Below are 26,799 nucleotides of genomic sequence, written 5' to 3' on the forward strand. Positions count from 1 at the left end.
AAGACCATTACTTCCGGCATCGAATACCTGCAGCCCCCGCAGCCCGAATATCCGCCGGCATCGCGCCGCATGGGCGAAGAAGGCAAGGCTGTGCTGCGCGTTCTGGTCAACGAAAAGGGCCGCCCCGAACGCGCCGATGTGCAGACCAGCTCCGGCTTCGCCCGTCTCGACGAGGCAGCGCGCAAGGCAGTGATGCGCGCGCTCTTCAAGCCCTTCATCGAAGACGGCAAGGCGGTGCCCGCCTACGCCATCGTTCCCATCCGATTCCAGTTAGACAATTAAGTAAGGATCCATCATGCAATCCAGCCCGTACGGCCTCGAAACCCTCTGGACCCAAGGCGACTTCGTCACCAAGGGCGTCGCCTTCCTGCTGATCGCGATGTCGGTCGCATCCTGGTACGTGATCGTCACCAAGGCGCTGCAGCTGTGGCGCTATGGCCGCGCGGGCAAGGCGGCGGGTCATCAGTTCTGGGATACGACCAGCGTCAACGAAGGCCTCGCCACCCTCGGCAAGGACAACCCCTTCGCCGACATCGCCCATGCAGGGGTCGTCGCCATGCGCCACCACAACGCGCACAAGGGTCACCTGCACGACCAGCTCTCGGTCAGCGACTGGGTCACCCTCTCGCTGCGCCAGGCGATCGACGAAGCCGCCGGCAAGCTGCAGACCGGCATGGCAGTGCTGGCGTCGGTCGGTTCGAGCGCGCCTTTCGTCGGCCTGTTCGGCACGGTGTGGGGCATCTACCATGCGCTGGTGTCGATCGGCACCGCGGGCCAGGCCAGCATCGACAAGGTTGCCGGCCCAGTGGGCGAGGCACTGATCATGACCGCGCTCGGCCTCGCGGTCGCGATTCCCGCCACCTTCGGCTACAACGCGCTGGTCCGCGGCAACAAGACGATCACCGCCAAGCTCAACAAGTTCGGCTTCGACCTGCACGCCCTCTTCGTCACCGGCGCCCGCGCCGAGCAGACCGAAGGCGCGAAGCTGGTCGCAGTCGCGAAGTAAGGAGCGCATCATGGCCATGGGCTCCCTGTCCGATTCGGAAGACGATTTCAATCCCGAGATCAACACCACGCCGCTGGTCGACGTGATGCTGGTGCTGCTGATCATCTTCATCATCACCGTGCCGGTCATGAACCACAACGTGAAGCTGGACCTGCCGCGCGCGACCAGCCAGCCGAACCAGACCCAGCCGGAAAATATCAACCTGTCGATCGATGCGCAGGGCAAGACGTACTGGAACAACGAGGTTATCGACGACACCGAACTGAAGAGCCGGATCGCCGTCGCCGCGCAGAAGGAACCACAGCCCGAGCTGCACCTGCATGCGGAGCGCACCACGCAGTATGAAAAGATCGCGCAGGTGATGTCCGCCGCGCAGTCGGGCGGTCTGGGCAAGATCGGCTTTGTCACTAACCCGCAAGGAAAATAACTCCATCACCTAAATCGCCAGCCAGGTACATCCCAGCCAGCCTCTTTCCTCAAAAAGAAAACATGAACCTGAAGAAGACTGAGCTGGCGCTCCTGGCGGCGCTCGCGGTGCAACAACTCGCCGCTCCCGCATTCGCACAAAGCAAGGCCGCGGAAGCGGACCTCCCCGAAGTAAAAGTCAAGAGCAGCCGCGAGGCACCGCCGACCTACAATCCTCCGACCGCCTCCAGCGCGACCAAGGTCGAAGCACCGTTGCGTGACATTCCACAGACCGTCAACGTCGTGCCGCAGACGTTGCTGCGTGACCAGGGCGCGAAATCCATGCAGGACGTCATGAAGATGGTTCCCGGCATCGGCCTGTCGCACGGCGACGGCCAGCGCGACCAGGTGACGATTCGCGGCTTTACCGCGATTGCCGACCAGTTCATCGACGGCTTGCGCGACGATGCGATGTACTTCCGCGACCTGTCGAACATCGAACAGGTGGAGATCATCAAGGGCCCGGCATCGGTCCTGTACGGGCGCGGCTCGTCGGGCGGACTGATCAACCGCATCACCAAGAAGCCAGGTACGGACAAGAGCGAAGTCAGCGTCACGGTGGGTAGCTGGGGCCAGCGCCGCGGTGAATTCGATGTCGGCCGCAACTTCGAAGACAGCGGCGTTGCCTTCCGCGTGACCGGCGCGATCGAGCGCGCCGACAGCTATCGCGACCAGCAATTCCTCGACCGCGAAGCCATCTCCCCGTCCCTCTCCTTCAGGTTGAGCGACCAGACCAGACTGCTGCTGCAGGCCGAGTACCTGTCCGACCGTCGCGTCACCGACTTCGGTGTGCCGTCCTATCGCGGTCTCCCGGTCGACGTCGCTCCCGGCACTTACTACGGCGCCGCCAACGCACGCAACTTCGACTACTCGCAAGCCGACGTCAATGCCCTCGGCTTCACGCTGGACCATCGTTTCAGCGACACGCTGTCGCTGCGGAATGCGTTCCGCCGCTACACCTACTCCCTCGACCGCAACAATACATTGGTCGGGTTGGTCAACGAAGCCGCATTGACCGCCTCGCTCAACCGTAGCAACGTGATGCGCGATGAAGACGGCTACTTCAACCAGACCGAGCTGGTGCAGAAAGCCGCCTTCGGCGGAATGGCCCACCAGATCCTGTACGGCGTAGAGTTCGGCAAGCAGGACAAGGACCAGTTCTTCCGCACGCAGAACAACATCGCGACGGTGTCCCTGTTCAATCCGGTTGCGCCAGTCGTACCGTTCACCGTGACCGCCGCACCGTCGACCAACAATCTCGGCATCCTCAAAACCGCCGGCGCTTATGTGCAGGACCTGGTGAGTCTGTCCGACCAGTGGAAGGCGATGGTTGGTCTCCGCTATGACAACTTCCAGCAGGAAACCCAGGAACGCCGGGTCGGTCAACCAAACCTGAACCGCACCGATACGGCGTGGAGCCCGCGCGCCGGCCTGGTATACCAGCCCACGGAAGCACAGTCGTATTACGCGTCGTTCAGCAAGTCCTTCCAGCCATCCGGCGAGTCATTCCCGCTGGCCGTGAACAACGCCCAGATCGCGCCGGAAGAAACGACCAACAAGGAAGTCGGCGCCAAGTTCGATTTCTTCGACGGCAAGGCGTCCGCGACCGCCTCGCTGTTCCGCCTGGAACGCACCAACATCAAGTCGACCGATCCGGCGACCAACCGCCTGGTTCCGGTCGGCACGCAACGCACCGATGGCCTGGAGCTAACCTTCACCGGCGACCTGTCGCAAGGCTGGCAGGTCTGGACCGGCTATTCGTACCTTGAGGGGAAAGTCACGTCGTCGATCGCGCGTGATGCCGGCCAGCCGGTACAAGGCAAGCGCCCGACGCTGACGCCGAAGCATGCCGCCAACGTCTGGGTCACCAAGGCCTTGGGTGACGGATTCGGCCTCGGCGCCGGCGTCAGCTATGTTGGCGACCGCTTCGCCAATCCGGGAAACACCGTCACGCTGCCCGGCTACACGACCGTGGATGCCATGGCGTACTACCGCATGGGCCCACTCGACCTGACGCTGAACGTGATGAATCTGTTCGACCGCGAATACATCGTGTCCGGTCATGGTTCATCGGCCAACCTGAACCTGCCCGGCGCACCGCGCAGTGTGCAGTTGACCGCGCGCTACAAGTTCTGATGACGGAATACAAATCCATGAGCAAACTCGCCATCGCCATCGCCTCCCTGCTCGCCTGTGGCGCCGCACAGGCACACTATCTTTGGATCGAAGGCGCCGACGGCAGCGCAAAGCTGTACTTCGGCGAAGCGGAAGCCCTGCTGAAGGAAAAGAGTCCCGGCAAGCTCGACAATATCAAGGGGCCGAAGGCCTTCACCGTCGATGCCGGCGGAACCAGGTCCCTCGCTTCCATCACCCGAACCACCGAGCACTTTGCCATCGGCGGCAGCGGCGCGGCCGTCATCGTGTCCGAGGAGTCGCTCGACGTGCGCGATCTTGGCAAGAACGGCCTCGGCATCGCCAAGCAAAACTACTATGCGCGCAGCGGCCCGGTGCGCGGGACCGCGTTGCCGCTCGACGTGCAGGCACAGGGACCGAACACCTACGCCGTCCTCTACCGCGGCCAGCCGCTCAAGGATGCCAAGCTGGAGGTGATCGCTCCCAATACCTGGATGCAGGAGCACACGACGGACGCGCAGGGCGTCGTTCGCATCAATACGCCCTGGCGCGGACAGTATGTGCTGCACGTACTGCACGTGGACAAGACGCCCGGCGAATTCGGCGGAAAGAAGTACGACAACCTCCGCAACCACTTCACCTACACATTCATCAAGACTGAAGGCGCCGATCCCGGCCCAGCTGTCCCGCCCGCTCATCCAATGGAGTAATGCATGAAGGCCGACGTATTTTCCCGTACTCTCGATACCACCGTAACGGCGCCCGAAGGCACCGTACGCACGACACGCACGCGTAGCCGCCGCGCCGTTTTCCTGACCTGGCTGCGCAAGACGCATCTCTATGTCGGCTTGTGGGGCGCGGTACTGGGCCTGCTGTTCGGCGTAACCGGCTTCCTGCTCAACCACCGGGCGATCATGAAGATCCCGGTCGAAAAAACCGTGCAGAAGACGGTACAGGTCACGCTGCCCGAGCGCAGTTTCGAGAAGCCGGAAGACATGGCCGCATGGCTGCAGCAGGAGTTGGCCTTCGTGCCCGTATCGCCGCCAGTAATGAAGACGCAGCCAGCAAAGAAAGTCGTGTGGGCCGACAAGGAAGTCATGCAGCCGGAACGCTGGACTATCAACTTCGCCCGGCCGGACCAGGGCATCAACGCGGAGTATTTCGTCGGCAACCGCTTCGTCAAGCTCGACAAGATCGATGCGACGCCGATCGGGACACTGACGCGCCTGCACACGTCGGTCGGCGTCAATGCGTTCTGGGTGCTGCTCACCGATACCGTTGCCGGCAGCTTGATCCTGCTGTCGATCACCGGCCTGCTGCTCTGGACACAGCTTCACACGGTACGCACGATCGCCGTCATGACCAGCGTCGGCGCCCTCACCGGCGCGCTCTGGTTCATGTGGTCTGTCTAAGTGTCAGCAACACCGGCTGGTGGTCGGATGCCGTGGTGGCGCTGTCCACCCGCACGTCGTCCACCAGTCCCGCCAGGTCTTCGCTGACGAAAATGAAATCGGTGGTAAAGGGTGGTCCGGGCCATTGCTGCTTGTCATGCACACCGAGGGTAGGCACGTGCGCAGCGCCGGGATGCGCCCTTCCCCATGCATCCACGTAAGGCGGAATCCCTCCGTCGAATAGCGCGGTCATCTCACTGAATTCCTGTGAATCGGGCGTGAAGTTGAAGTCGCCTGCAAGGATTGCCGCCGCTGCGCGCGGCGCTGCCATGAACGGTGCCGATACCTGCTGCAGGGAAACTGTGCTGCGCATGTGGCCCACGGCTTCCTTGTGCAGCTCGCGCAGGCGCTGTACCTGCGCCAGCCGTTGTTCGAGGGAATAGTATTCGAGGTGGGTGGATGTCACCCTGATGGGGCCAAGCGGGGTATCCAGTGTCGCTTCGAGCGCGATCCTTTGCATGCTTGGCACGCCGGGCGATGAAGGCCACGGCAGCAATTGCCGGCCGATGCGCAGTACCGGATAACGCGACAGGATCATGTTGCCGAACAGGCGCCGTAACATGGAAGGGCCAGCGACATCGGTAGCCGCGCCCGCAATGGCATGGTAGTCCGGAAAGCGTGCTGCCAGCGCGGCAAACTGGTCGCTGCCGTCGCATCCCGGCAAGTCCGGATAACCCGCACTGACTTCCTGCAGGCAAATCACATCCGCGTCAGCGATGCGACGCGTTTCGGAAGCAATGCGGTCAAGATCGACGCGGCCCTCCGCACCGCGCCCCCACTGAATGTTCCAGCTCAGAACTTTGACATGCATCCCGCACCGCCTTTCTACGTCTCACTCGGCCATGTAACTCACTATAGCGACTACACAAAGGCCAAGCCAAAGAAGGCCCATGCCAGGAAGCGTGGCCAGCACGTCGCGAAGAAGACAGTTGCGCGTCCTTGCAGGGGACAGGCGCCGCATTGCACAGGCAGGTTGGACGTTTACCAACTCTCAATACTGTACATAAATACAGTATAATGAAGAACGTATGCGGCTTTGCATCCGCCACCGCATCGCTCTTGAATAAGGACGTGTAGCAATGAAAACCGATTACGATATCGCCCCTGATGCGTTCGACCTGGACACGGCATCCATGGAGGATGTGCGGGTGCACGAAGACCGGCTCTGGCAAGACGACGGCTGGACAGCGCGGGTCGTCAAGAACGAGGATGGCGACGGCTGGGCGGTCGCCATGTACCAGGACGGCGAGAGCGAGCCCGCGCTCGTTGGACCGTGGACGATGGGGCGGGACAAGGTCAATCCGAAGCCGCTCGATCACGCGGCTTTTCAAACCCTGGTCAAGACGGCGCGTGAGGTACTGCGCCGGCACGAGCAACAACGGCGCGCGCAACTGCATCGGGAGGTCACCGTCAGCATGGCAGATGATACGGTTACCGTAGCGCTCGATATCATCCCCGACGAAGACAGCCCGCACGCGATCCTTACCGCCGTGGATGCGCTCGGCGACGAACTGGCACGCATGCAGGTGGCCCCCGACTTCAAGCTGTCCCGTTCAGCGGCTGCGAGCTGGATCGAATCCGGCTTTCAACGCTTTTGAGATTGAGCGCTTATCGCTTCGCGCTGCGTCGAAGCGCCTCGACAGAAATGCCATGCCGTCCCTGGCTGTCCGGCTTGTCCTTGCTACCGCAGCCGGAACAACCGCCGCAGGCCGATGCGCGCTGCAGATTTGTCGACGCACGTTCCAGCCGGTCCGCCAGATTGGCATGACCGCTTCGGCTGGCCAGACGCACTGCCGAGCGTAACACGGCGCCGCTGAGAGCGCGGGGAACATAGCGCTTCAGCAGGAAAGCGGCCGCGCCGGCAACCGCCACGGCAACAATCAATTCCTGCATCACGCACCTCCCAGCAACATGCGGCTGACCTGGAACGTGATGAACGATGCCAGGTAGGCCAGGGTGAACATGTAGGCGGTCATTGCCAGCACCGGCAGCCAGGAGCCGGTTTCGCGGCAAACGGTCGACAGCGTCGAAATGCATTGCGGCGCGAAGACGTACCACGCGAGCAGCGACAAGGCTGTCGGCAGGCTCCAGGTGGAGGCGATCATCGGCGTGAGCGTGGTGGCCAGCTCTTCCCCGGTTGCCGACAAGGCATACACGGTGCCGAGCGCACCGACAGCGACTTCACGAGCGGCAAGGCCGGGGATCAGGGCAATCGAAATCTGCCAGTTGAAGCCGATCGGCTCGAACAAGGGCTGAAGCAGATGGCCGATCTGACCCGCCAGGCTGTACTGGATCGCGGCACCGGTCGCCCCTTCAGGTGCGGCCGGGAAGCTGGACAGGAACCAGATCAGGATCATCATCGACAGGATGATCGTGCCCACGCGGGTCATGAAGATGCGGGCGCGCTCCCACAGGCCAATGGCGAGGTTGCGCAAGTTCGGCAAGTGGTAGTTCGGCAGTTCCAGCATCAGCGGCTGGTAGCGCCCCTTGCCCTTCGCCAGATTGAAGATCCACGCCACGGCCATCGCCGAGATGATGCCGGTGACATAGAGGGCGAACAGCACCAGTCCCTGCAGGTTGAAGATGCCGACCGTGCGATCCGGGATGAAGGCGCCGATGACCAGCGCATAGACCGGCAGCCGTGCCGAACACGTCATCAGCGGCGCGATCATGATGGTGGCGAGGCGGTCGCGCGGGTTCTGGATGGTGCGCGTGGCCATGATGCCGGGAATGGCGCAGGCGAAGCTGGAGAGCAGCGGAATGAATGCGCGGCCCGAAAGGCCGACGCTGCCCATCAGGCGGTCCAGCAGGAAGGCGGCGCGCGGCAGGTAGCCGGATTCCTCGAGGATGAGGATGAAGAAGAACAGCACCAGGATCTGTGGCAGGAAAACCAGCACGCTACCGGCGCCGGCGATGATGCCGTCAACCAGCAGGCTGCGTGCCGGTCCTTCGGGAAGCTGCGCATTGACTATCGCGCCAAGGGCGGCAATGCTTTCTTTGATGAAGTTCATCGGTGCTTCCGACCAGCTGAACACCGCCTGGAAGATCAGGAACAGCACGGCGGCCAGGAGCGCGTAGCCCAGGACGGGATGCAGCACGACGGCGTCGATGCGGTCGTTGGCCGTGTGTGCCTGGCCTTCGTGGCGGATGACGGCGTCGAGGATGCGGCGCACTTCGCGCTGGGTGGCTTCAAGCTTATCGCCGTTGCCGTCATTAAACCGGCTTCCGGCGGCGCTGCGGGCGCGCTGCGGCTCGACCGCGAGGCGGTCCAGCTGCGCGACCAGCGCTTCGCCACCGCCCGGCTTGACCGCGACCGTTTCGATTACGGGAATATCGAGTTCCTGCTGCAGGCGCGCGGTATCGATGACCACGCCGCGCTTGCGGGCGACGTCCATCATGTTCAGTGCAAGCACGGTCGGCCGTCCGAGGCGCAGCACTTCGAGCACCAGCCGCAGGTTGAGCTTGAGGTTGGTGGCGTCAGCGACCAGCACGATCACATCGGGCAGCACTTCATCGGCCTGTTTTCCGAACAGCACGTCGCGGGTAATGGCTTCATCCGGCGTCATCGCATTCAGGCTGTAGGCGCCCGGCAGGTCGACGACCTGGAAGGCGCGGCCGCTGGCGGCGGAAGTGAAATGCCCTTCCTTGCGCTCGACCGTGACGCCTGCGTAGTTGGCGACCTTCTGGCGGGCGCCCGTCAGGCGGTTGAAGAGCGCGGTCTTGCCGCAATTGGGGTTGCCGACCAGGGCCAGGCGCAGGGGTTGTGCGGGCTGCATGCCTTGCCTCAGGACTTGGTGGCGACGCGTACCAGCGCGGCTTCATGCCGGCGCAGCGCAAAAGTGGTATTGCCGACGCGGACGGCGATCGGATCGCGCGCCGGAAACGCTTCGGCGACCACGCGTATGGTTTCCCCCGCCACGAATCCGAGTTCGAGCAGGCGGCGCTTCATGGCGGCGTGGTCGTCGCCCTCGCCGTCGAGTGTGCCGAGGACGCTCGCGGACTGCCCTTTCCGAAGGTGGCTGAGGCAAAGCACGTCGCCGTGGCGCGGTGCGGTCGTGGTGACTGGCATGGGTGATCCTCCAGATGGCGTTGGGGCGGCTTGCCATGCGGAGGCAAGTCAATTCACTTAATGATAATCATTCTCAATACGATTCGCAATTATCTAAAGTAACTATATGTCGAAAAAGATGGCGGAATTGTGGGGACGTACTGCCGCGTACCAATGCGCCAGCATGAGTGCATGCAGCCCATGGTGCCCCCCTCATTGCAAGCCGGGGATATAGAAGACCGCCGGTTCGGAGAGATGCAGGCTCGAACTATCGTCTGCAGTTAGTTCGAATTTGATGCGATTGGCACCGGGGCTGCCCCTTCCCTGTACGGTGCGAACGCGCACGGCAAAGGTCTGCGCTGCGGCCGGCCCTGCCTCGATGCCGGCAGCCGGTTCGACCTGCAAGGAATCCATTCCGGACACCGAAAGCCGGAAACGGTGCGCCCGCTCGTCCGTATTCATCAGCTGCAGCCGGTACACGTTCTCGACCATGCCATCGTCCGTGACCCGGCCCATGACACTGCGATCGAGGATCACGTCCAGCTTGAGCGGCGTGCGGAAGGCAAGCGAGCCGAAGGTCAGCGCGAGCGCGGTGACAAGGATTCCGGCGTATGCCAGTACTCTCGGCCGGGCAATGCGACGCCGTACCTCCTTCAGCGACAGTCCTTCGCGCAGCGCATTCTCGGTTGCATAGCGGATCAGGCCGCGCGGCGCGCCGACCTTGTCCATCACGCCGTCGCAGGCATCGACGCATGCCGCGCAGTCGATGCATTCAAACTGCAATCCGTCACGGATGTCGATGCCTGCCGGGCAAACCTGCACGCAGAGCTTGCAGTCGATGCAATCACCAAGCTTGGGCCCTGCCCCCGCGCGCCAGGTTCGGCGCACGCCGCGCGGTTCACCGCGTTGCTCGTCGTAGGTAATGAGCAGCGTATCGCGGTCGAACATGACGCTCTGGAAGCGCGCATACGCGCACAGATACTGGCAGATCTGCTCACGCATCCATCCGGCATTCATGTAGGCGAAGCCGCTGTAGAACAGCATCCAGAACGCCTGCCAGGGGCCGATGTCGAAAGCGGCGATTTCATGCAGCAACACGCGCGCCGGCGTGAAGTACGCCACCAGCGTGATGCCGGTCCACGCTGCAACAGCAATCCATGCCGTGTGCTTGGCCGCCTTGCGTGCGAATTTCGCAGGCGACATCAGCTGCTTGTCGAGCCGCAGGCGGGCGCTGCGATTGCCCTCGATCCTGCGCTCGATCCACATGAAGATTTCGGTGTACACGGTATGCGGACAAGCGAGTCCGCACCATACGCGCCCCGCGATGGCACTCAGCAGGAACAGCAGGCAGGCGCAGAGCACCAGCATGGCGGCAAGGTAAATGAAATCCTGTGGCCAGAGCACGATGCCGAAGAGGTAGAACTTGCGCGCGGCGAGGTCGAACAGCACTGCCGGTCTCCCATTCCAGGTCAGCCACGGCAGGCCGTAATAGACGACCTGAGTCAGCCAGACACACAACCAGCGCAGGCGCGTGAAGCGGCCGTGCACCTCCCGCACGTAAATCTTTTCGTGCGGCGCATACATGCGAATGATGGCGTGGGAACGTTCCGGGTGCTGCATCTTCTCTTTTACTTCTGCCGCGAGAGCGGCACTGCGCTACTCTCCCAAGGGATGCGCGCCACGGTCGTTGACCATGCGCAGGTGCGCCAGCACCGCCTTGCGTTCAGCGGGTTCCGCCGGCAGCGTGTCCGGCAGGTGGCGCACGGAATGGCGGATACGCCGCAGGCGCAAGCCTTCCGCGCGCTGCCAGCGCAGCACGCGGTCCAGCACGGCGTGCGCGCGCTTGACGTCGCGCTGCGCGGTCAGGTCCAGGTTTTGTGCCGCGAACATGACCTTGTCGATGCCGCGCACGATGCTCTTCACATACCAGCCCCAGATGCGGTCCGCGAGGATGATGGCCACGAGGTTGACGACGCCGGCGCCGATCAGGATCTTCGCGCCTTCAATGAAGAATTCGCGCAGCATGTTGTCGTCCGGCGAAAAATGAATGCGGTAGGTATTGCGCTCGATAATCTCCCCCAGCTCGGCGTACAGACCCCATATCGCGAGGCCGGTAAGCGTGCATTCCAGGATGACAAGCGCCACCAGCAGCCACTTCTGCACGATGTGGTCGACATAGATGGTCTGGCGGCGGTCGTCGGCGGAGATCGGGATCATATGTCGTGGCACTCGTAGCACAGCTTGGAATATTCAACGGTCACCACCAGCTTCCCGTGGTCCTTCTGGTATCCCTGGTGGCAGGACACGCAGCTCACCAGCCCGCCCGGCAACAGGATCTTTTTCTCGACCGTCTTGCGCGGACGGTAGCCGCCGTACGCCGCGGCCTTCTGGTAGTCGACGCCGACCGGATGGTTGACCTGCCCGCCGGCATGCCGCGCGACGCTGTTGCGGTCGATCTTGGTATTGAGCCGCGGATCGCCGTTGTTGCCGTGGCACTCCATGCATTGCCGCGTGTAGACGTCCATCGAAGCGGCGTTGACGGAATTGTTTCCGGCCAGGTGACCGACCATCAGCGAGGCACCGCCGTCGCGCATCTTCCGGAAGAAAGCCTGGTCGTGGCAGGAAAAACAGAGTTCCTTGCCGGCCTTCTCGCCGCGCATCAGTCCCGGCGATTTGCCGTGCACTTCATGGCAGGTGCTGCAGGTCAGGTCGCCCTTCCAGTCCAGCGGATAGGTTTCGGGAATCTTGCCCTTCGGTGTGAAGCCGCTCGGATGGCTGACCTTGATCGCCGCCGGATGGCACTTGCCGCACAGCGCTTCCTGGCTGCCGAGCAGCATGCCAGCCTGCTGCGGCGTGACGTCACGCCCGCCCAGGTGGCAGCCGTTGCAATCCTCTTTCTGCAGGTGTGTCTGCCCGCTGCCGGTCAGCGAAGCGTGCAGCAGCGATCCTGCCGCGAGGACGGCCAGCGCCAGCAGAATGAAGAGTTTAGAGCCGAACCTTCTCATCGAGCGCTTTCAGCCGTGTAACGGCGTCCTTGTATGCTTCGGCATCGTTGTTTTCGAACGCTTGCAGCGCTTCCGCCGACACTTGCTCCACGACGGCGTAATGGTCGCGCAACGTGACGACTGCCTGCTTGATATTGGCCGATTGCTCGCCCAGCGCGTCCCCTTTGCGCAATTCGATCAGCGGGGAAGAATCGCTGGTGCCTGCGAGCTTGAGGTTTTGCGTGAAGCGATAGAGCGGCCCGACGATGCGGAAGCTGCTGTAGAGCGTAATCAGCCAGGTGATGACGCCCGCGATCGCGACCAGCATCAGGCCGATGGCCAGCATGACCTTGCCAAGGTTGGCCTGCGTCATGCTGTTGGTACGCACGATCGCGGAATAGGTTTCCTCGATCGGCCCCGAGATGAGCAGCAGCGAAATCAGCAGGGACAGCACGGCCACCGTGCCGACGCCCAGGCTGATCTTTGCCACCAGCTTGAGGTGGAAAAAAATCAGAGGTTCATTGCGCATCGCGGACTCCTCCCTGTCGGTCCACTTTTGCATTTTTCTGCAGGGTGCGATGTGCACCCCGGGTTCTTAGCCGTTCTGTGCTTTCGACCCCGACATGCGCTCGCGCATTGCCGGCGTCATCATCACATTCTTTTTCGTGTCGATCAGCATCACTTCCTTCAGCCCCAGGCGCTGCGCCATCGCTTGCCAGTTTTCCGGCCCGATCACGAACAGAGGCTTGGTATAGCCGTCCGAACGCGTGCCGGCATCCTTGCCGCCGGAAGTGATAATGGTGACCGCGGCGACGTGGTCGACCGTCTGCCCCGTGCGCGGGTCGATGATATGGCCGTGACGCTTGCCGTCCTTCATGAAGTAGCGCTGGTAATCACCGCTGGTGCCTACCGCCTCGCCATCATGCAGTTCGACAGTAGCGATCATTCCCGCGCCTCGCGGGTCCTGGATGCCGACTGTCCACAGGCGCTTGCCCGGCTGGCCGATCGCGAGCAGGTTGCCGCCGACATTGATGAGCGCGGCCTTCACGCCCTCCGCGCGCAGGATCTGTGCGGCGCGATCGAGCGCGTAGCCCTTGGCATAGCCGCCGAGGTCGAGCATGACCGTCGGGTTACGGCTTGATATTTTCGTGCCCTCGAACACGAGGTCCGACATGCGCGGGTTGGCATCCACCAGCCGCTTGATTTCTTCCGGCGATGGCCCTTGCGGGCGGATGTCGCTGGTCTGGAATCCCCACAGCCGGATCAGGCGACCGACTGCGGGATTGAAGGTATGGCCCGCCTCTTCCGCCAGCCTGGTTGCAGCCTTCAGCAGGTCCACCATTTCAGCGTCAGCCTGGTACGGCTCTCCGCGCGCAATGGCGTCGTTCAACGCGGTCAGTTCGCTCGGCTTCCACGCATGGAACTTCTTGTGCAGGCGGCCGAACTCTTCCATCACCCGCTCGCCGAGCTGGTTGGCGCGCGCCTCCGATTCCCCATAGATACTGACATCGACTACCGTGCCGAATACTTCTCCCTTGGTGCGATAGGTTGCATCATTGCGGCTGCACGCGGCGAGAAAGAGCAGCATGCAGGCGGCCAGCAGGAAACGGAATGCGCGCATGAGGATCAGCTGTTGGCGACTTTCAGGGTGTCCTCGCGCAATGCGCGGCTCATCTCGTGCACCGCCTCGACCAGCACCGACACCGATTCCGGCGGGGTGAATTGCGAAATGCCGTGGCCGAGGTTGAACACGTGCCCATGCCCGGCTTCCGGCTTGCCGTAGGAATCCAGCAGCTTCGCCACTTCGTCGCGGATCTGTTCCGGACCGGCGAACAGCACGTTCGGGTCGAGGTTGCCCTGCAAGGCCACCTTGTGGCCCACGCGCTCGCGCGCCTTGCCCAGGTTGACCGTCCAGTCCAGGCCCACCGCGTCGGCGCCGATGTCGGCGATCTCTTCCAGCCACAGCCCGCCGCCCTTGGTGAACACGATCACCGGGATCTTCACGCCGTCGTGCTCACGCTTGAGCTGGCTGACCACGTCGCGCATGTAGGCCAGCGAGAAGCGCTGGTACACGCCGTCGGCCAGCGCGCCGCCCCAGGTATCGAAAATCATTACCGCCTGCGCGCCGGCATCGATCTGCGCGTTCAGGTAGGACGCCACCGCCGCGGCGTTGGTGCGCAGGATGTGGTGCATCAGGTCCGGGCGGTTGTACAGCATCGCCTTGACCTTGCGGAAGTCGTCCGAGCCGCCGCCTTCGACCATGTAGCAGGCCAGCGTCCACGGGCTGCCGGAAAAGCCGATCAGCGGCACGCGGCCGTTCAGTTCGGTGCGGATCTGGGTGACGGCGTCGAACACGTACTGCAGTTCGGACAGGTCGGGCGCCTTGAGCGCCTTGACCGCTTGCTCATCCTGCAGCGGACGCTCGAACTTCGGGCCCTCGCCTTCGGCGAAGTACAGGCCCAGTCCCATCGCATCGGGCACGGTGAGGATGTCGGAAAACAGGATGGCCGCGTCCAGCGCGTAGCGGTCCAGCGGCTGCAGCGTGACTTCGGTGGCGAAGTCCGGGTTCTTGGCCAGGCCGAGGAAGGAGCCGGCGCGCTTGCGGGTGGCGCAGTATTCCGGCAGGTAGCGGCCGGCCTGGCGCATGAGCCACATCGGCGTGTACTCGGTGGGCTGGCGCAGCAGGGCGCGCAGGAAGGTGTCGTTCTGGAGGGGGGCGAAGCGAGAGCTGGAGGAAGCGGACATGGCGAAACCTTTCACGAATCCGCCATTATCGCCGATGCCGCGGCACATCGGATTTCCTGCATCCATATCAAGGAATTTGTTGTGCACGGCGGCGCAGCACCGAAAATGCTTCTGATTGACCTCCGCCGGCGCTATAGTTGACGTTTCCGTGCCGCAATTTTAGAAGCCGCCCTTGCGCGGCAAGATCAGCCTGCGGTCGTGTCATGAAGGAGTTGGCCATGCACCGCTGGATCGCCGCCGGCCTCGGCATCGTGTTGACCCTGGCAAGTCCTGCCTTGTGGGCTGCCGCTTTCCATGTCGTCTTCATCAATCCCGGCCGCTCCGACGAACCGTTCTGGCGCAGCGCCACCCGTTTCGCCCAGCCCGCCGCGGAACAGCTCGGCATCAAGCTCGAAGTCCTGTACGCGGAGCGGGACCACCTGAAAATGATCGAGATGGTGCGCGAAGTCTGTGCGCGTCCCCAACGGCCGGACTATCTGCTGCTGGTGAATGAAAAGCTGGCCGCCGGGGAGATGCTGAAGATCGCCGAGAATGCCGGCGTGAAGTCGCTGGTGGTCTACAGCGGGATGGCCGAGTCGCAGGCCGCCTACGGCAAGCCACGCCAGAAATTCCGGCATTGGCTCGGTTCAGTGACCACGAACGCCACCGATGCAGGCAGGCTGACCGCCGAGGAACTGGTCCGGCAGGCTTTGCAGCAGCGCATCGTGGCCGACGACGGCAAGGTGCATGTCGCCGTCATCGCCGGAGACAAGGCCACGCCGACCGGCACCCAGCGCCTGCAGGGCGCGGTCGACGCCTTTGCCGCCCAACCGTCGGTGGTGCTGGAACAGGTTGTCTTCGGCAACTGGGACCAGGCGCGCGCCGCCGAACAGGCGGCGGCCCTGCTGCTGCGCTATCCAAAGCTCAATGCCTTCTGGGCCGCCAGCGACCTGATGGCCTTCGGCGCCATCGATGCCGCCGAAGCGGCGGGCCGCAAGGCCGGCGCCGACCTGCTGGTGTCGGCCATCAACAACTCGCCGCCGGTGCTGCAGGCGCGGGTGCAGGGCCGCATCGCGGCGCTTGCCGGCGGCCACTTCACCACTGCCGCCTGGGCGCTGGTCATGCTGCACGACTACCACCACGGCAAGGATTTCGCACGCGACGGCGTGGAGGTCGTGCTGCCGCTGTTCGTGATGTTCGACGAGGAACGTGCGCAGCGCTTCCTGACACGCTTCGGCGATGAAGACTTCAGCGGGATCGACTTCCGCGCGTTTTCGCGGCACCTCAATCCACACCTGCGCGGCTACCAGTTCGGCCTGCTGCCCGCCCTGAAATGACCGATCCCGTCCAGCAAGCCGCCAAGCCCTTCCGCCCGTTGAGCCGCCGCGTGGTCGCGTGGGCGCTGCTGTACAGCACGCTGGTGACGCTGTTGATGACAGCCGTCCTGATCGGAGTCGACTACCACGAAGAGCGCACCGCCGCCCTCGACCAGCTGCGCTTTGCCGCCGCCAGCTACCGCAAGAGCCTCGCCAACAGCCTGTGGGACCTGGACATGGCCGCGGTACGGCTGCAGATGGACGGCCTGGCGAGCTTCCCGATGGTCGGCCATGCGGTGCTGACTACCACCATCGGCCAGAACGTGCACGCCCACAAGCGCAGCACGGCCCTGCTGCTCGACCACGGAAGCGAGCACGACCCGGCCGATTCGCTATCCTGGCGCGAGCCTCTCGTCAGCCCGTTCAATCCCGACCTGGTGGTCGGCCACCTGCACCTGTATGTGGATCGGCCGGCCTTCCTGCACCACATCGAAACCGGCGCGATGCGCATCCTGACCGGCGAAGCGATCAAGGGACTGGTGCTCTGCCTGCTGATCGCCTGGCTGATCGGCCGCCTGGTGACCCGCCACCTGTCGCACATGGCGGCCCAGGTCGCTCAGCTGCATCCGACCGCGCTCGGCCAGGGCCTGGGGTTGCAGCGGCACGAGCGGCGCCACGAGGATGAGCTCGACCAGCTGTGCGGCGCCTTCAACCAGCTCAACAGGCAGCTGGCGGAATACATCGACAACAAGCGCACCATGGAAGACGAACTGCGCCAGCACCGCGACCGGTTGTCTGAAATGGTGGGAGAAAGGACCCGTTCGCTCGAGCGGCTGCGCGGTTTCCATGGGTTGATCATCCGCGTGCTGACGCGTTTCATCAACCTGCCGCCGGGACATGCGAACGAAGCCGTCGACCACGGCCTGTCGGCATTCGGCGACTACTTCGGCGCGCGCCGCTGCCTGCTCTATACCTACAACATGGAAGCGCACGGTTTCACAGTCGCCAATGCCTGGCCGCCTTTGAACGACGACAGCGACTGGAAGGGCAGCTTCCTGTCCGACGATGTGCTGCCGCGCCGCATGCTGGCCGACCGCCGTACGCGCGTCTGGCTGTGCGGGGACCGGAAGTCGAATCCGGAAGACCTGCTGCCCGCGCTGCTCGGCTGCGACGCCTACACCGCGGTCGGGGTGGAGGTAAAGGGCAATACTGTCGGCCTGCTCTGCCTCGCCGGCCGCGCGATCCTGCAGGAAAACGAGAACGCCACGCTGCTCGAACTGGCGGCCCGCGTGTCGGCCAACATGCTCGATCACAAGGCGGCGCAGATGACCCTGCTCGATACCCAGCAGGCGCTGCAGAAGGCCAACCGCGAACTGCACTCGTTGAGCCGCCACGATTCGCTGACCGGCCTCGCCAACCGCCGCCACTTCGACGAGATGAAGGAAGTCGAATTCCGCCGCGCGATACGGGCCGATTCGCCGCTGTCGGTGCTGATGGTGGATATCGATGAATTCAAGCGCTACAACGACAACTACGGCCACGCGCAGGGCGACCGTTGCCTGCAGGCGCTGGCCGAACTGCTGACGCCGCTGTTCAACCGCGCCGGCGAACTGCTGGCCCGCCTCGGCGGCGAGGAATTCGTGGTGCTGCTGCCCAATACCGGTCCCGAACAGGCGCAAGTCCTGGCGGAACGCATCCGCGAGGCGACTTGGGACGCCCACATCCCGCATGAATCATCGAATGTCGCCGACCGCGTCACGGTCAGCGTCGGCGTCGCCTGCCTGAAGCACGGCCTGCACCAGGATTTTGATTCGCTGCTGCAGGATGCCGACCTGGCGCTGTACCGCGCCAAGAACGGCCGCAACCGGACCGTGCTGGCTGAATAATTAAATTCCACCCATGCACAGGTACTTGATGACGAGGTAATCGTCCATCCCGTACTTCGAACCTTCACGTCCGAGGCCCGACTGCTTCACGCCGCCGAAGGGTGCAACCTCGTTCGAGATGAGGCCGGTGTTGATACCCACCATGCCGCTCTCCAGCCCTTCCGCGACGCGCCAGATGCGGCCGATGTCGCGCGAATAGAAATAGCTGGCGAGGCCGAACTCGGTATCGTTGGCCAGCGCGATCGCTTCCTCGTCGGTCTTGAAGCGGAACAGCGGCGCCAGCGGGCCGAAGGTTTCTTCCTTCGCCACGCGCATGTCGGAGGTCACACCGGCGATCACCGTCGGCTCGAAGAAAGTGTGGCCGAGCGCGTGGCGCTTGCCGCCGGTCAGCACGCGACCGCCCTTTTCCGTCGCATCGGCGACATGCAGCTCGACCTTCTTCACCGCATCCTCGTCGATCAGCGGGCCTTGCGTGACGCCCGGCTCGAGGCCGTTGCCGACCTTCAGCTTGCGCACCGCGGCAACCAGCTTGTCGGCGAACGCGTCGTACACGCCGTCCTGCACATAGATGCGGTTCGCGCATACGCAGGTCTGGCCGGCATTGCGGTACTTGGACGCCATCGCGCCTTCGACCGCCGCATCGAGGTCGGCATCGTCGAACACGATGAAGGGCGCATTGCCGCCCAATTCGAGCGACAGCTTCTTCACGGTGGCAGCCGATTGCTGCATCAGCAGGCGGCCGACTTCGGTCGAGCCGGTGAAGCTGAGCTTGCGTACCGTCGGGTTGGACGTCATCTCGCCGCCGATCGCGCGCGCATCGCCTGTGACGACCGAGAACACGCCCGCCGGAACGCCTGCACGCTCGGCCAGCACCGCCATCGCGAGCGCGGAGAACGGCGTGCCTTCTGCCGGCTTGACCACCATCGGGCAGCCTGCTGCCAGCGCCGGTCCGACCTTGCGGGTGATCATCGCTGCCGGGAAGTTCCACGGCGTGATCGCGGCACAGACGCCGATCGGTTCCTTGGTCACGACGATGCGGCGGTCCGCCCACGGCGACGGCAGCGTGTCGCCGGCAACGCGCTTGCCTTCTTCCGCGAACCATTCGATGAAGGAAGCGGCATAGCCGATCTCGCCCTTCGACTCGGCTAGCGGCTTGCCCTGCTCCACTGTCATGATCAGCGCGAGGTCATCGGCGTTGGCCAGCATCAGGTCGTTCCACTTGCGCAGGATGGCGCTGCGTTCCTTCGCGGTCTTCGCGCGCCAGCCGCGCCATGCTTCATTGGCGGCGGCAATTGCGCGGCGCGTTTCGGCCGCGCCCATGTGCGGCACGTTGCCTATCGTTTCGCCTGTCGCCGGATTGGTGACGGGAAAGGTGGTCTTGTCGTCGGCATCGCACCACTGGCCTGCAACGAAAGCTTGCTGGCGGAACAGGGAAGGATCTTTCAGGTTCAGCATGGATTTCTCCTCAGAATTTGGCGGCTGCCTTGTTGCGGCCGCGCAGCCATTCCAGCGCGAGCAGCAGGCAGGTAGAAAATACAATCAGGATCGTCGCCAGCGCGGCGATGGTCGGGCTGATGTTTTCGCGGATACCGGAGAACATCTGGCGCGGCAGCGTCGATTGTCCCGGACCGGCGACAAAGAGCGTGATCACCACTTCATCGAATGAAGTCGCGAATGCAAACAGCGCGCCCGACACCAGGCCCGGCGCGATCACCGGCAGCGTGATGCGGAAGAAGGTCGACAGCGGACTCGCACCGAGGCTGAGGCTGGCGCGCACCAGGTTGTGGTTGAATCCCTGCAAGGTTGCCGCCACGGTGGTCACGACGAAGGGCGCTCCCAGCGCCGCATGCGCGAGGATCAGCCCGATGTAGCTTTCGGACAGCCCGATGTCGGCGAAGAACAGGTATACGCCGACGCCGACAACGACCACCGGCACCACCATCGGCGAGATCAGCACCGCCATCACCAGTCCCTTGCCGCGGAACTCCGCCTTGTTCAGGCCGACCGCGGCCAGCGTGCCGAGCACGGTGGCGATCAGCGTGGCGGCGGGCGCGACGATGAAGCTGTTCTTCGCGGCGCGCATCCACTCTTCCGATTCGAACAGGTTCTGGTACCAGCGCAGCGACACGCCCGGCATCGGATAGGACAGGAAGGTGCTCTCGGAAAACGAGAGCGGCACGATCACCAGGATGGGCAGCACCAGGAACAGCAGCGTGAGCCCGTTGAGTCCGCGCAGGATGAAGAACCACGCACGCTCGGTGAGGGACTGGTAGGGGGCGAAAGTTGGCAGAATGGTTTTCATCGTTGCTTACCCCATGCTCACATCAATCTTCGCAAACTTGCGATACACGCCATACAGCAGCAGCGTCGCCGCGAACAGCAGGGTGCCCAGCGCGCACGCCATGCCCCAGTTGATCGTCACGTTGATGAAGTACGCGACGTAGTAGCTGACCATCTGCTCGTTGGTGCCGCCTAGCAGCGCAGGCGTGATGTAGTAGCCGAGCGCGAGGATGAACACCAGCAGCGCGCCCGCGCCGACGCCAGGCGCCGTCTGCGGCACGTACACGCGCCAGAAGGCGGCGAACGGATGGCTGCCCAGCGATACCGCCGCGCGCATGTAGCTCGGCGGGATCGACTTCATCACGCTATACATCGGCAGGATCATGAACGGCAGCAGGATGTGCGTCATCGAGATGTAGGTGCCGGTGCGGTTGAACAGCAGCTCCAGCGGCGCATCGATCAGGCCGGTCAGCATCAGCGACTTGTTGACCAGGCCTTCCGCCTGCAGCAGCACCATCCACGCCGCGACACGCACCAGGATCGAGGTCCAGAACGGGATCAGCACCAGAATCATGAACAGGTTGGCGCGGCGCTCGCTCATCGTCGACAGCCAGTACGCGAGCGGATAGCCGAGCAGCAGGCAGCACAGCGTGACGCCGAGGCTGATCATGAAGGTGCGCGCAAAGATCGCGCGGTAGGCGGATTGCGTGTCGTCGACCTGCTCGATGTTGCCGAAACCATCCTGCTTCAAGTCCATCGACGCCAGCAGGTAATACGGCGAATAGCGCGAGCCGTTGCGCGCGATCGCCTGCCAGTATTCCGGTTGACCCCAGTGCTCGTCGATGTCGACCAGCGCCTGGCGCACCTCGGCCGGCTTCAGGCGCTGGCCCTGCGCATCCAGCCGCGGCATCGCACGTGAAGTCTTCATGATGACCGAACGCGAACCGGGAATCTCGGCATTGATGCGCCGCGCCAGCACGCCGGCCACGTTCTGCTCCTTCGCCACGGCGAGGTCGTCGGCGAAGGCGGCGAAGGTCTCGTCCGACGGCGTGCCGTGGCGGTCCCACGCGGCAATCGCCTGCACGGTCTTCGGCAGCACGGAAACCACTTCCGGGTTCTCCACCGCGCGCTTGAGCAGGATGACGATGGGCGCGACGAAAGTAACCAGCAGGAAGATCATCAGCGGCGCGATCAGCGCGATGGCGGCCATGCGCTTGCGCAGCTGTGCGGCGCGCAGTTCACGCTTGAGCTGGGCCGTGGAAGGTTCGGCCGGGAGGGTGTCGAACGCGACCCCGATAGCGGGAGAATTCATGTCTCTTGACTCGTTCTTGTAAGGAAAAGGATGCCGCCCGCGAGGGCGGCATCAAAACGCCGGATGACGGCGAGGAGACACTGTTAAATATTACTTGGCTGCCCAGGCGGTGAAACGCTGCTCCAGCTCTTCACCATGGTCGGTCCAGAACTTGAGGTTCTGCTGCACTGAGTCCTTCACGTTCGCGGTCGATGTCGGCAGGTTCGCCAGCGTCTTCGCATCCAGCCGCTTGAGCGCCAGGCTGTTCACCGGGCCGTAGGCGATCTTGGTTGCGTAGGTGTGCTGCGCTTCCGGGGTGCTGGAGAAGGCGATGAACTTCTCGGCGGCGTCCTTGTTCTTCGCGCCCTTCGGGATTACCCAGTAGTCGAGGTCGTAGATTGCGCCGGCCCAGGAGATCCCGAGGTTCTTGCCTTCGCGCTGCGCGGCATCGATGCGGCCGTTGAACACGGTAGACATCACGACATCGCCAGCCACCAGGAATTGCGGCGGCTGCGCGCCGGCTTCCCACCACTGGATGTGCGGCTTGATCTCGTCGAGCTTCTTGAATGCGCGGTCGACGCCGGCCTTGGTCGACAGGACGTTATAGACATCCTTGGTCGGCACGCCATCGGCCATCAGTGCGAATTCGAGGTTGTAGCGCGCGCCCTTGCGCATGCCGCGCTTGCCGGGGTATTTCTTCACGTCCCAAAAGTCGGCCCAGCCCTTGGGCGCGGTCTTGAGCTTGTCGGCGTTGTAGCCGAGCACGGTGGACCAGACGAACGCGCCGAAGCCGCATTCATGGAAGGCCGCCGGCAGGAAATCATCCTTCTTGCCGAACTTGCTGTGGTCGATCTTTTCGAGCAGGCCTTCTTCGCAGGCGCGGCCGACTTCACCCGATTCCACTTCCACCAGGTCCCAGCTCACCTTCTTGGCTTCGACCATGGCTTTCACCTTGGCCATTTCGCCGTTGTATTCGACCACGGTCACCTTGTCGCCATTCTTCTGGAACGGTTCGACATAGGCGATTTTCTGTGCATTGCTGTTGGCGCCGCCGAAGTTGACGACGGTGAGTTCAGCGGCTTGCGCAAGACCGGCGGAGGCGAGCGCGGCAAGCAGGACGGCAGGGGCGTGCAGTTTCATGGAGACTCCTTTTATCTTCTTGGACGTGGTGAAAAAAACCTATTGGAAGACCCGCAGGCGGTCGGGCTCGATGCCGAGCACCACCGGCGATCCGGTGCGCAGTTCCGGCAGCGCGCTGTCGCTGAGCGCGATCTTGACGAAGCAATCATCCTGCTGCGGCAACGCGCAGCGCACGCGCACGTGGTCTCCGAAATAAATCAGGTCGGAGACCGTGGCGCGCAGCGCATTCGACGCCTGTTCAGCGGCCGGCACCAGCCGGATGCGCTCGGGGCGCACGCAGGCGGTGACACGCTGCCCGGCGGTGGCGCCGCCGATGTTCAGGCCGGTGAGGATGCTGCCGTCGGGCAGGCGCATGCCGCACTGCCTGCCGTCGACTGCGGCGACCGTACCGCTGAAGCGGTTGTTGTCGCCGATGAAGCCGGCCACGAACTGGTTCTGCGGATGCTCGTAGAGATCATCGACTTCGGCCAGCTGCTGGATCACACCCTGGTCGAACACCGCGACGCGGTCCGACATGGTGAGCGCTTCGCTCTGGTCATGGGTGACGTAGACAAAGGTCAGGCCGAGGCGCTGGTGCAGCGCCTTCAACTCCAGCTGCATGTGTTCGCGCAACTGCTTGTCGAGCGCGCCCAGCGGTTCGTCCATCAGCACCAGCTTGGGCTCGAACACGAGCGCGCGCGCCAGCGCGATGCGCTGCTGCTGGCCGCCGGAGAGTTGCGCCGGATAGCGGTCGGCGAATTTCCCCATCTGCACCATGTCCAGCGCCTGCTTCACCTTCGCTGCGCGGGTCACGGAATCGACCTTGCGCACCGACAGCGGATAGGCAACGTTCTGCGCCACCGTCATGTGCGGGAACAGCGCATAGTTCTGGAACACCATGCCGATGTTGCGCTTGTGCGGCGGCACCTTGTTCAGCAGCTGCCCTTCGAGGCGGATCTCGCCGCCGGTGGGGAACTCGAAGCCCGCCAGCATCATCAGGCAGGTAGTCTTGCCCGACCCCGACGGGCCGAGCAGCGTCAGGAATTCGCCGCGTTCGATGTCGAGGTCGAGATGCTTGACGACGAGATGCTCGCCGTCATAGGTTTTTTTCACGCCGCGGAAGGCGACGAGGGTGTCACGTTGGATATGTTCTTCATTCAGCACGTCTTGTCTCCCAACTCGTTCTCGTGGATCAGCGCTCTCGAAGGGCGTCGGCGAGGATGCCGAGCGCTTCGTCCATCAGCTTGTCACTGATGGTGAGCGGGAACAGGAAGCGGATTACATTCGCATGCACGCCGCAGGTCAGCAGCAGCAGGCCGTTTTCCATCGCGCGTGCCTGGATGCGCTTGGTGAAATCGGCATCGGGCTCGCGCGTGCCGGGCTTCATGAATTCGACCGCGACCATGGAACCGAGGCCGCGCACGTCGGCGATTTCCTTCACGCCGACTTCGCGCAATTCGTTCAGCTTGTCCTTCAGGCGCTGGCCGAGGACATTGGCGCGCTCGATCAGGTTTTCTTCCTTGATTACATCGAGCACCGCATGCGCGGAAGCGACTGCCAGCGGATTGCCGGCATAGGTGCCGCCGAGGCCGCCGGGCGCGGGTGCATCCATGATCTCGGCGCGTCCGCACACCGCGGACAGCGGCATGCCCCCGGCGAGGCTCTTGGCCATCGTCATCAGGTCAGGAATCACACCGTAGTGCTCCATCGCAAACAGCTTGCCGGTGCGGGCAAAGCCGGTCTGGACTTCGTCGGCGATCAGCAGGATGCCGTGCTGGTCGCACAGTGCACGCAGGGCGCGCATGAATTCGACAGGCGCCGGGTAGAAACCGCCCTCGCCCTGCACCGGCTCGAGGATGATGGCCGCGACGCGCTTCGGGTCGATGTCGGACTTGAACAGCGCCTGCAGCGCGTTGAGGGAATCCTGTGTCGTGATGCCGTGCACTTCGATCGGGAACGGTGCGTGGAACACTTCACCCGGGAAGGGGCCGAAGCCGACCTTGTACGGCACCACCTTGCCGGTCAGCGCCATGCCCATCATCGTGCGGCCGTGGAAGCCGCCGGAGAAGGCGATCACACCCGGACGGCCGGTGGCAGCGCGGGCAATCTTGATCGCGTTTTCGACAGCTTCTGCGCCGGTGGAGAAGAACGCGGTCTTCTTCGCATGGTCGCCCGGTGTGATGGCGTTGATGCGCTCGGCCAGTTCGACGTAGCTGGCGTACGGGACGATCTGGTAGGCGGTGTGGGTGAACTTGTCGAGCTGCTTCTGCATTGCCTCGATCAGCTTCGGATGGCGGTGGCCGGTGTTGAGCACCGCGATGCCGCTGGCGAAGTCGATGTAGCGGCGGTTTTCCACGTCCCAGAGCTCGGCGTTGGACGCACGGTCCGCGTAGAACTGGCACATCACGCCGACACCGCGCGGGGTGGCCGCGTCTTTGCGGCGTTGCAATTCGGAATTCTTCATCTTCGTTCCATTTGCCTTGTGTAAATGCGATGGACGAATCGTACTGTCGCTTTGGCTCCATAAAATAGAGCCACTTTTGTTTATTTGATGGTGCCACTTCAAAACGTGGGCTTGAGCATTGACAAGGAACAGGGCGACGTGGCTCCATAGATGGGGTTTTCCGAGCATTCAAGAAGGTGCCACTTTGCGTATCGCCGCCCTGTCCGATTTCCTCCTGCAACGCATCGACCGCCAGTCCGGCGCACCGGTCAACCGCCAGCTGTACCAGGTGATCCGCGAAGCGATCCTCGCGCACGTCCTGCCCGCGGGCCTGCAGCTGCCGTCATCGCGCGACCTCGCGCGCGAGCTGAAGATGTCGCGCAACACTGTGACTTACGCGTACGAGCAGCTGGTGGCGGAAGGCTTCCTCGAAACGCGCGTTGGCGCCGGCACCTTCGTCGCCGACACGGTGCCGGACGAGATCCCCGAAGCCGAATCGGGCGCGGCGATCCCGATCAACCCGTCGAGCCGCCTCGGCCTGTCGCTGCGCGGCTCACAGCTGGTGGAACAGGCCGGCGCCTATCGCCTGCAGTGGGGCGCGTTCATGCCCGGCGTGCCGGACGTGACGCACTTCCCGACCAAGACCTGGAGCCGCCTGCAAAACAAGTACTGGCGGCGCGCCCGCCCCGACCTGCTGACCTATGGCCAGGGTGGCGGCTACCCGCCGCTGCGGGAAGCGATCGCGGAATACCTGCGCGTGGTGCGCTCGGTGAACTGCACGGCCGAACAGGTGCTGGTCACCACCGGCATCCACCAGTCGATCGACCTGGCGGCCAAGCTGCTGGCGGAAGCCGGCGACCGCGCATGGGTCGAGGATCCCTGCTACTGGGGCACGCGCAGCGTGCTGCACTCGCTGAACCTGAAGCCGGTGCCGGTCCCGGTCGACAGCGAAGGCATCGACCTGCGCAACGGCGACTGGCGCCATCCGCCGCGCTTCATCTTCGTCACGCCTTCGCACCAGTATCCGCTCGGCCCGGTGATGAGCCTGTCGCGCCGGCGCATGCTGCTGGAGTACGCGGCAGTGCATAACGCGTGGATCATGGAAGACGACTACGACAGCGAATTCCGCTACAACAGCCGTCCGCTCGCCTCGCTGCAGGGCATGGACCGGCACGACCGGGTGCTCTACCTCGGGTCGTTCAGCAAGACGCTGTTCCCCGGCCTGCGCATCGGCTTCCTGGTCGTGCCACAGGCGCTGGCGGCGCCCTTCGCGACCGGGCTGTCCGAGCTGTATCGCGGCGGCCAGGTGTTCACGCAAGCGGTGCTGGCCGACTTCATGGCGGAGGGGCATTTCGCGTCGCACATCCGCCGCATGCGGGTGCTGTATGAGGAAAGGCTGCGCCTGCTGCAGGGTGCGATCGAACGTAATTTCGGCGACACGCTGCCGATGAGCGGTGGCGATGCCGGCCTGCACCTGACGCTGGGCGTGCCGGACAATTGCGACGACGCGGTCATCAGCCGCCATGCGCAATCGGCGGGCATCATCGCCCGGCCGCTGTCGCGCTACTACATGGATGCCCGCACCGCCCGCAAGGGCCTGCTCCTCGGTTACGCCTGCGTGCCCAACGAAGCAATTGCACCGACTTTCGACCG

The 26,799-nt window shown here is 63.7% G+C and carries 26 protein-coding genes; 10 read left to right on the top strand and 16 right to left on the bottom strand.

Annotation, left to right across the window (positions count from 1 at the left end; genetic code table 11):
* The 6 genes from AYR66_RS29660 to AYR66_RS17740 all read left to right on the top strand — a co-directional run.
* Positions 1-282: energy transducer TonB (locus AYR66_RS29660; protein WP_206047211.1), on the top strand; the 282-nt coding region annotated here is incomplete at its 5' end.
* Positions 283-295: 13 nt separating this feature from the next.
* The gene (locus AYR66_RS17720; protein ID WP_088708605.1) at positions 296-1,006 is read left to right on the top strand and encodes a MotA/TolQ/ExbB proton channel family protein; all 711 of its coding nucleotides are present in this window, start codon (positions 296-298) and stop codon (positions 1,004-1,006) included.
* A 10-nt stretch (positions 1,007-1,016) separates the two neighbouring features.
* A complete protein-coding gene (locus AYR66_RS17725) occupies positions 1,017-1,433 on the top strand; it encodes an ExbD/TolR family protein (protein ID WP_088708606.1) in 417 nt (138 codons plus the stop codon).
* A gap of 62 nt (positions 1,434-1,495) precedes the next feature.
* Positions 1,496-3,607, top strand: coding sequence for a TonB-dependent receptor (locus AYR66_RS17730; RefSeq protein WP_088708607.1), 2,112 nt, complete (start codon positions 1,496-1,498; stop codon positions 3,605-3,607).
* A 17-nt stretch (positions 3,608-3,624) separates the two neighbouring features.
* Positions 3,625-4,314, top strand: coding sequence for a DUF4198 domain-containing protein (locus AYR66_RS17735; RefSeq protein WP_170942193.1), 690 nt, complete (start codon positions 3,625-3,627; stop codon positions 4,312-4,314).
* Positions 4,315-4,317: 3 nt separating this feature from the next.
* On the top strand, positions 4,318-5,016 hold the full coding sequence (locus tag AYR66_RS17740; RefSeq protein ID WP_088708609.1) for a PepSY-associated TM helix domain-containing protein: 699 nt from the start codon (positions 4,318-4,320) through the stop codon (positions 5,014-5,016).
* Here the strand turns inward: AYR66_RS17740 and AYR66_RS17745 are convergent.
* Positions 5,000-5,866 (bottom strand): endonuclease/exonuclease/phosphatase family protein, encoded by an 867-nt coding sequence (locus tag AYR66_RS17745; protein ID WP_088708610.1) that lies wholly within the window; start codon positions 5,864-5,866, stop codon positions 5,000-5,002. The genes AYR66_RS17740 and AYR66_RS17745 overlap by 17 nt on opposite strands.
* A gap of 322 nt (positions 5,867-6,188) precedes the next feature.
* Between AYR66_RS17745 and AYR66_RS17750 the strand changes: the two genes are divergently transcribed.
* On the top strand, positions 6,189-6,653 hold the full coding sequence (locus AYR66_RS17750) for a hypothetical protein (protein ID WP_088709890.1): 465 nt from the start codon (positions 6,189-6,191) through the stop codon (positions 6,651-6,653).
* 10 nt (positions 6,654-6,663) lie between these two features.
* On the opposite strand, the gene AYR66_RS17755 is transcribed toward AYR66_RS17750, so the two are convergent.
* From AYR66_RS17755 to hemE, 9 genes are all read right to left on the bottom strand, one after another.
* Positions 6,664-6,948 carry a DUF6587 family protein gene (locus AYR66_RS17755; protein ID WP_088708611.1) on the bottom strand — a complete coding sequence of 95 codons (285 nt, stop codon included), beginning with the start codon at positions 6,946-6,948 and terminating at the stop codon, positions 6,664-6,666.
* On the bottom strand, positions 6,948-8,831 hold the full coding sequence (gene feoB, locus AYR66_RS17760) for a ferrous iron transporter B (RefSeq protein ID WP_088708612.1): 1,884 nt from the start codon (positions 8,829-8,831) through the stop codon (positions 6,948-6,950). Before feoB ends, AYR66_RS17755 begins: the two co-directional genes overlap by 1 nt.
* A gap of 8 nt (positions 8,832-8,839) precedes the next feature.
* Positions 8,840-9,124 (bottom strand): FeoA family protein, encoded by a 285-nt coding sequence (locus tag AYR66_RS17765; protein WP_088708613.1) that lies wholly within the window; start codon positions 9,122-9,124, stop codon positions 8,840-8,842.
* A 192-nt stretch (positions 9,125-9,316) separates the two neighbouring features.
* Positions 9,317-10,723, bottom strand: coding sequence for a cytochrome c oxidase accessory protein CcoG (gene ccoG / locus AYR66_RS17770; RefSeq protein WP_088708614.1), 1,407 nt, complete (start codon positions 10,721-10,723; stop codon positions 9,317-9,319).
* 36 nt (positions 10,724-10,759) lie between these two features.
* On the bottom strand, positions 10,760-11,320 hold the full coding sequence (locus tag AYR66_RS17775) for a hypothetical protein (RefSeq protein WP_088708615.1): 561 nt from the start codon (positions 11,318-11,320) through the stop codon (positions 10,760-10,762).
* Positions 11,317-12,108: a cytochrome c3 family protein gene (locus tag AYR66_RS17780; protein WP_088709891.1), complete on the bottom strand. Its 792-nt coding sequence runs from the start codon at positions 12,106-12,108 to the stop codon at positions 11,317-11,319. The genes AYR66_RS17775 and AYR66_RS17780 overlap by 4 nt, the downstream gene beginning before the upstream one ends.
* Entirely contained in the window at positions 12,089-12,616 is a 528-nt protein-coding gene (locus AYR66_RS17785; protein ID WP_141104100.1) for a hypothetical protein, read from the bottom strand. Before AYR66_RS17785 ends, AYR66_RS17780 begins: the two co-directional genes overlap by 20 nt.
* A 66-nt stretch (positions 12,617-12,682) precedes the next feature.
* Entirely contained in the window at positions 12,683-13,708 is a 1,026-nt protein-coding gene (locus AYR66_RS17790; protein WP_206047212.1) for an FAD:protein FMN transferase, read from the bottom strand.
* A gap of 5 nt (positions 13,709-13,713) precedes the next feature.
* Positions 13,714-14,832 carry a uroporphyrinogen decarboxylase gene (gene hemE / locus AYR66_RS17795; RefSeq protein WP_088709893.1) on the bottom strand — a complete coding sequence of 373 codons (1,119 nt, stop codon included), beginning with the start codon at positions 14,830-14,832 and terminating at the stop codon, positions 13,714-13,716.
* Positions 14,833-15,050: 218 nt separating this feature from the next.
* On the opposite strand from hemE, the gene AYR66_RS17800 reads away from it, so the two are divergent.
* Both AYR66_RS17800 and AYR66_RS17805 read left to right on the top strand, forming a co-directional pair.
* Positions 15,051-16,148: an ABC transporter substrate-binding protein gene (locus AYR66_RS17800; RefSeq protein WP_170942194.1), complete on the top strand. Its 1,098-nt coding sequence runs from the start codon at positions 15,051-15,053 to the stop codon at positions 16,146-16,148.
* A complete protein-coding gene (locus AYR66_RS17805) occupies positions 16,145-18,013 on the top strand; it encodes a diguanylate cyclase (RefSeq protein WP_088708618.1) in 1,869 nt (622 codons plus the stop codon). Before AYR66_RS17800 ends, AYR66_RS17805 begins: the two co-directional genes overlap by 4 nt.
* Here AYR66_RS17805 and gabD read toward each other — a convergent pair whose 3' ends face one another.
* From gabD to AYR66_RS17835, 6 genes are all read right to left on the bottom strand, one after another.
* A complete protein-coding gene (gene gabD / locus AYR66_RS17810) occupies positions 18,014-19,468 on the bottom strand; it encodes an NADP-dependent succinate-semialdehyde dehydrogenase (RefSeq protein ID WP_088708619.1) in 1,455 nt (484 codons plus the stop codon).
* A 10-nt stretch (positions 19,469-19,478) separates the two neighbouring features.
* Positions 19,479-20,315 carry an ABC transporter permease gene (locus tag AYR66_RS17815; RefSeq protein ID WP_088708620.1) on the bottom strand — a complete coding sequence of 279 codons (837 nt, stop codon included), beginning with the start codon at positions 20,313-20,315 and terminating at the stop codon, positions 19,479-19,481.
* Between the two features lie 6 nt (positions 20,316-20,321).
* Positions 20,322-21,605 (bottom strand): ABC transporter permease, encoded by a 1,284-nt coding sequence (locus tag AYR66_RS17820; RefSeq protein WP_088708621.1) that lies wholly within the window; start codon positions 21,603-21,605, stop codon positions 20,322-20,324.
* A gap of 90 nt (positions 21,606-21,695) precedes the next feature.
* A complete protein-coding gene (locus AYR66_RS17825) occupies positions 21,696-22,724 on the bottom strand; it encodes an ABC transporter substrate-binding protein (RefSeq protein WP_088708622.1) in 1,029 nt (342 codons plus the stop codon).
* Between the two features lie 39 nt (positions 22,725-22,763).
* Positions 22,764-23,864 carry an ABC transporter ATP-binding protein gene (locus AYR66_RS17830; RefSeq protein ID WP_234815043.1) on the bottom strand — a complete coding sequence of 367 codons (1,101 nt, stop codon included), beginning with the start codon at positions 23,862-23,864 and terminating at the stop codon, positions 22,764-22,766.
* A 31-nt stretch (positions 23,865-23,895) separates the two neighbouring features.
* Positions 23,896-25,167 (bottom strand): 4-aminobutyrate--2-oxoglutarate transaminase, encoded by a 1,272-nt coding sequence (locus AYR66_RS17835; RefSeq protein ID WP_088708624.1) that lies wholly within the window; start codon positions 25,165-25,167, stop codon positions 23,896-23,898.
* A gap of 184 nt (positions 25,168-25,351) precedes the next feature.
* Between AYR66_RS17835 and pdxR the strand changes: the two genes are divergently transcribed.
* A partial coding sequence (gene pdxR / locus AYR66_RS17840; protein WP_141104268.1) for a MocR-like pyridoxine biosynthesis transcription factor PdxR occupies positions 25,352-26,799 on the top strand: 1,448 nt, incomplete at its 3' end.

Source organism: Noviherbaspirillum denitrificans, assembly GCF_002211445.1.
GTDB classification, from domain to species: domain Bacteria; phylum Pseudomonadota; class Gammaproteobacteria; order Burkholderiales; family Burkholderiaceae_D; genus Noviherbaspirillum; species Noviherbaspirillum denitrificans.

What these genes read in the sequence shown, in the direction of transcription:
- AYR66_RS17735 (WP_170942193.1), top strand. Translation starts at nt 3,625, where the DNA reads ATGAGCAAACTCGCCATCGCCATCGCCTCCCTGCTCGCCTGTGGCGCC.
- gabD (WP_088708619.1), bottom strand. Translation starts at nt 19,468, where the DNA reads ATGCTGAACCTGAAAGATCCTTCCCTGTTCCGCCAGCAAGCTTTCGTT.
- AYR66_RS17775 (WP_088708615.1), bottom strand. Translation starts at nt 11,320, where the DNA reads ATGATCCCGATCTCCGCCGACGACCGCCGCCAGACCATCTATGTCGAC.
- AYR66_RS17755 (WP_088708611.1), bottom strand. Translation starts at nt 6,948, where the DNA reads ATGCAGGAATTGATTGTTGCCGTGGCGGTTGCCGGCGCGGCCGCTTTC.
- ccoG (WP_088708614.1), bottom strand. Translation starts at nt 10,723, where the DNA reads ATGCAGCACCCGGAACGTTCCCACGCCATCATTCGCATGTATGCGCCG.
- AYR66_RS17740 (WP_088708609.1), top strand. Translation starts at nt 4,318, where the DNA reads ATGAAGGCCGACGTATTTTCCCGTACTCTCGATACCACCGTAACGGCG.
- AYR66_RS17730 (WP_088708607.1), top strand. Translation starts at nt 1,496, where the DNA reads ATGAACCTGAAGAAGACTGAGCTGGCGCTCCTGGCGGCGCTCGCGGTG.
- AYR66_RS17720 (WP_088708605.1), top strand. Translation starts at nt 296, where the DNA reads ATGCAATCCAGCCCGTACGGCCTCGAAACCCTCTGGACCCAAGGCGAC.
- AYR66_RS17745 (WP_088708610.1), bottom strand. Translation starts at nt 5,866, where the DNA reads ATGCATGTCAAAGTTCTGAGCTGGAACATTCAGTGGGGGCGCGGTGCG.
- AYR66_RS17825 (WP_088708622.1), bottom strand. Translation starts at nt 22,724, where the DNA reads ATGAAACTGCACGCCCCTGCCGTCCTGCTTGCCGCGCTCGCCTCCGCC.
- AYR66_RS17800 (WP_170942194.1), top strand. Translation starts at nt 15,051, where the DNA reads ATGCACCGCTGGATCGCCGCCGGCCTCGGCATCGTGTTGACCCTGGCA.
- AYR66_RS17820 (WP_088708621.1), bottom strand. Translation starts at nt 21,605, where the DNA reads ATGAATTCTCCCGCTATCGGGGTCGCGTTCGACACCCTCCCGGCCGAA.
- AYR66_RS17805 (WP_088708618.1), top strand. Translation starts at nt 16,145, where the DNA reads ATGACCGATCCCGTCCAGCAAGCCGCCAAGCCCTTCCGCCCGTTGAGC.
- AYR66_RS17750 (WP_088709890.1), top strand. Translation starts at nt 6,189, where the DNA reads ATGGAGGATGTGCGGGTGCACGAAGACCGGCTCTGGCAAGACGACGGC.
- hemE (WP_088709893.1), bottom strand. Translation starts at nt 14,832, where the DNA reads ATGTCCGCTTCCTCCAGCTCTCGCTTCGCCCCCCTCCAGAACGACACC.
- AYR66_RS17815 (WP_088708620.1), bottom strand. Translation starts at nt 20,315, where the DNA reads ATGAAAACCATTCTGCCAACTTTCGCCCCCTACCAGTCCCTCACCGAG.
- feoB (WP_088708612.1), bottom strand. Translation starts at nt 8,831, where the DNA reads ATGCAGCCCGCACAACCCCTGCGCCTGGCCCTGGTCGGCAACCCCAAT.
- AYR66_RS17785 (WP_141104100.1), bottom strand. Translation starts at nt 12,616, where the DNA reads ATGCGCAATGAACCTCTGATTTTTTTCCACCTCAAGCTGGTGGCAAAG.
- AYR66_RS17790 (WP_206047212.1), bottom strand. Translation starts at nt 13,708, where the DNA reads ATGCGCGCATTCCGTTTCCTGCTGGCCGCCTGCATGCTGCTCTTTCTC.
- AYR66_RS17780 (WP_088709891.1), bottom strand. Translation starts at nt 12,108, where the DNA reads ATGAGAAGGTTCGGCTCTAAACTCTTCATTCTGCTGGCGCTGGCCGTC.
- AYR66_RS17835 (WP_088708624.1), bottom strand. Translation starts at nt 25,167, where the DNA reads ATGAAGAATTCCGAATTGCAACGCCGCAAAGACGCGGCCACCCCGCGC.
- AYR66_RS17725 (WP_088708606.1), top strand. Translation starts at nt 1,017, where the DNA reads ATGGCCATGGGCTCCCTGTCCGATTCGGAAGACGATTTCAATCCCGAG.
- AYR66_RS17765 (WP_088708613.1), bottom strand. Translation starts at nt 9,124, where the DNA reads ATGCCAGTCACCACGACCGCACCGCGCCACGGCGACGTGCTTTGCCTC.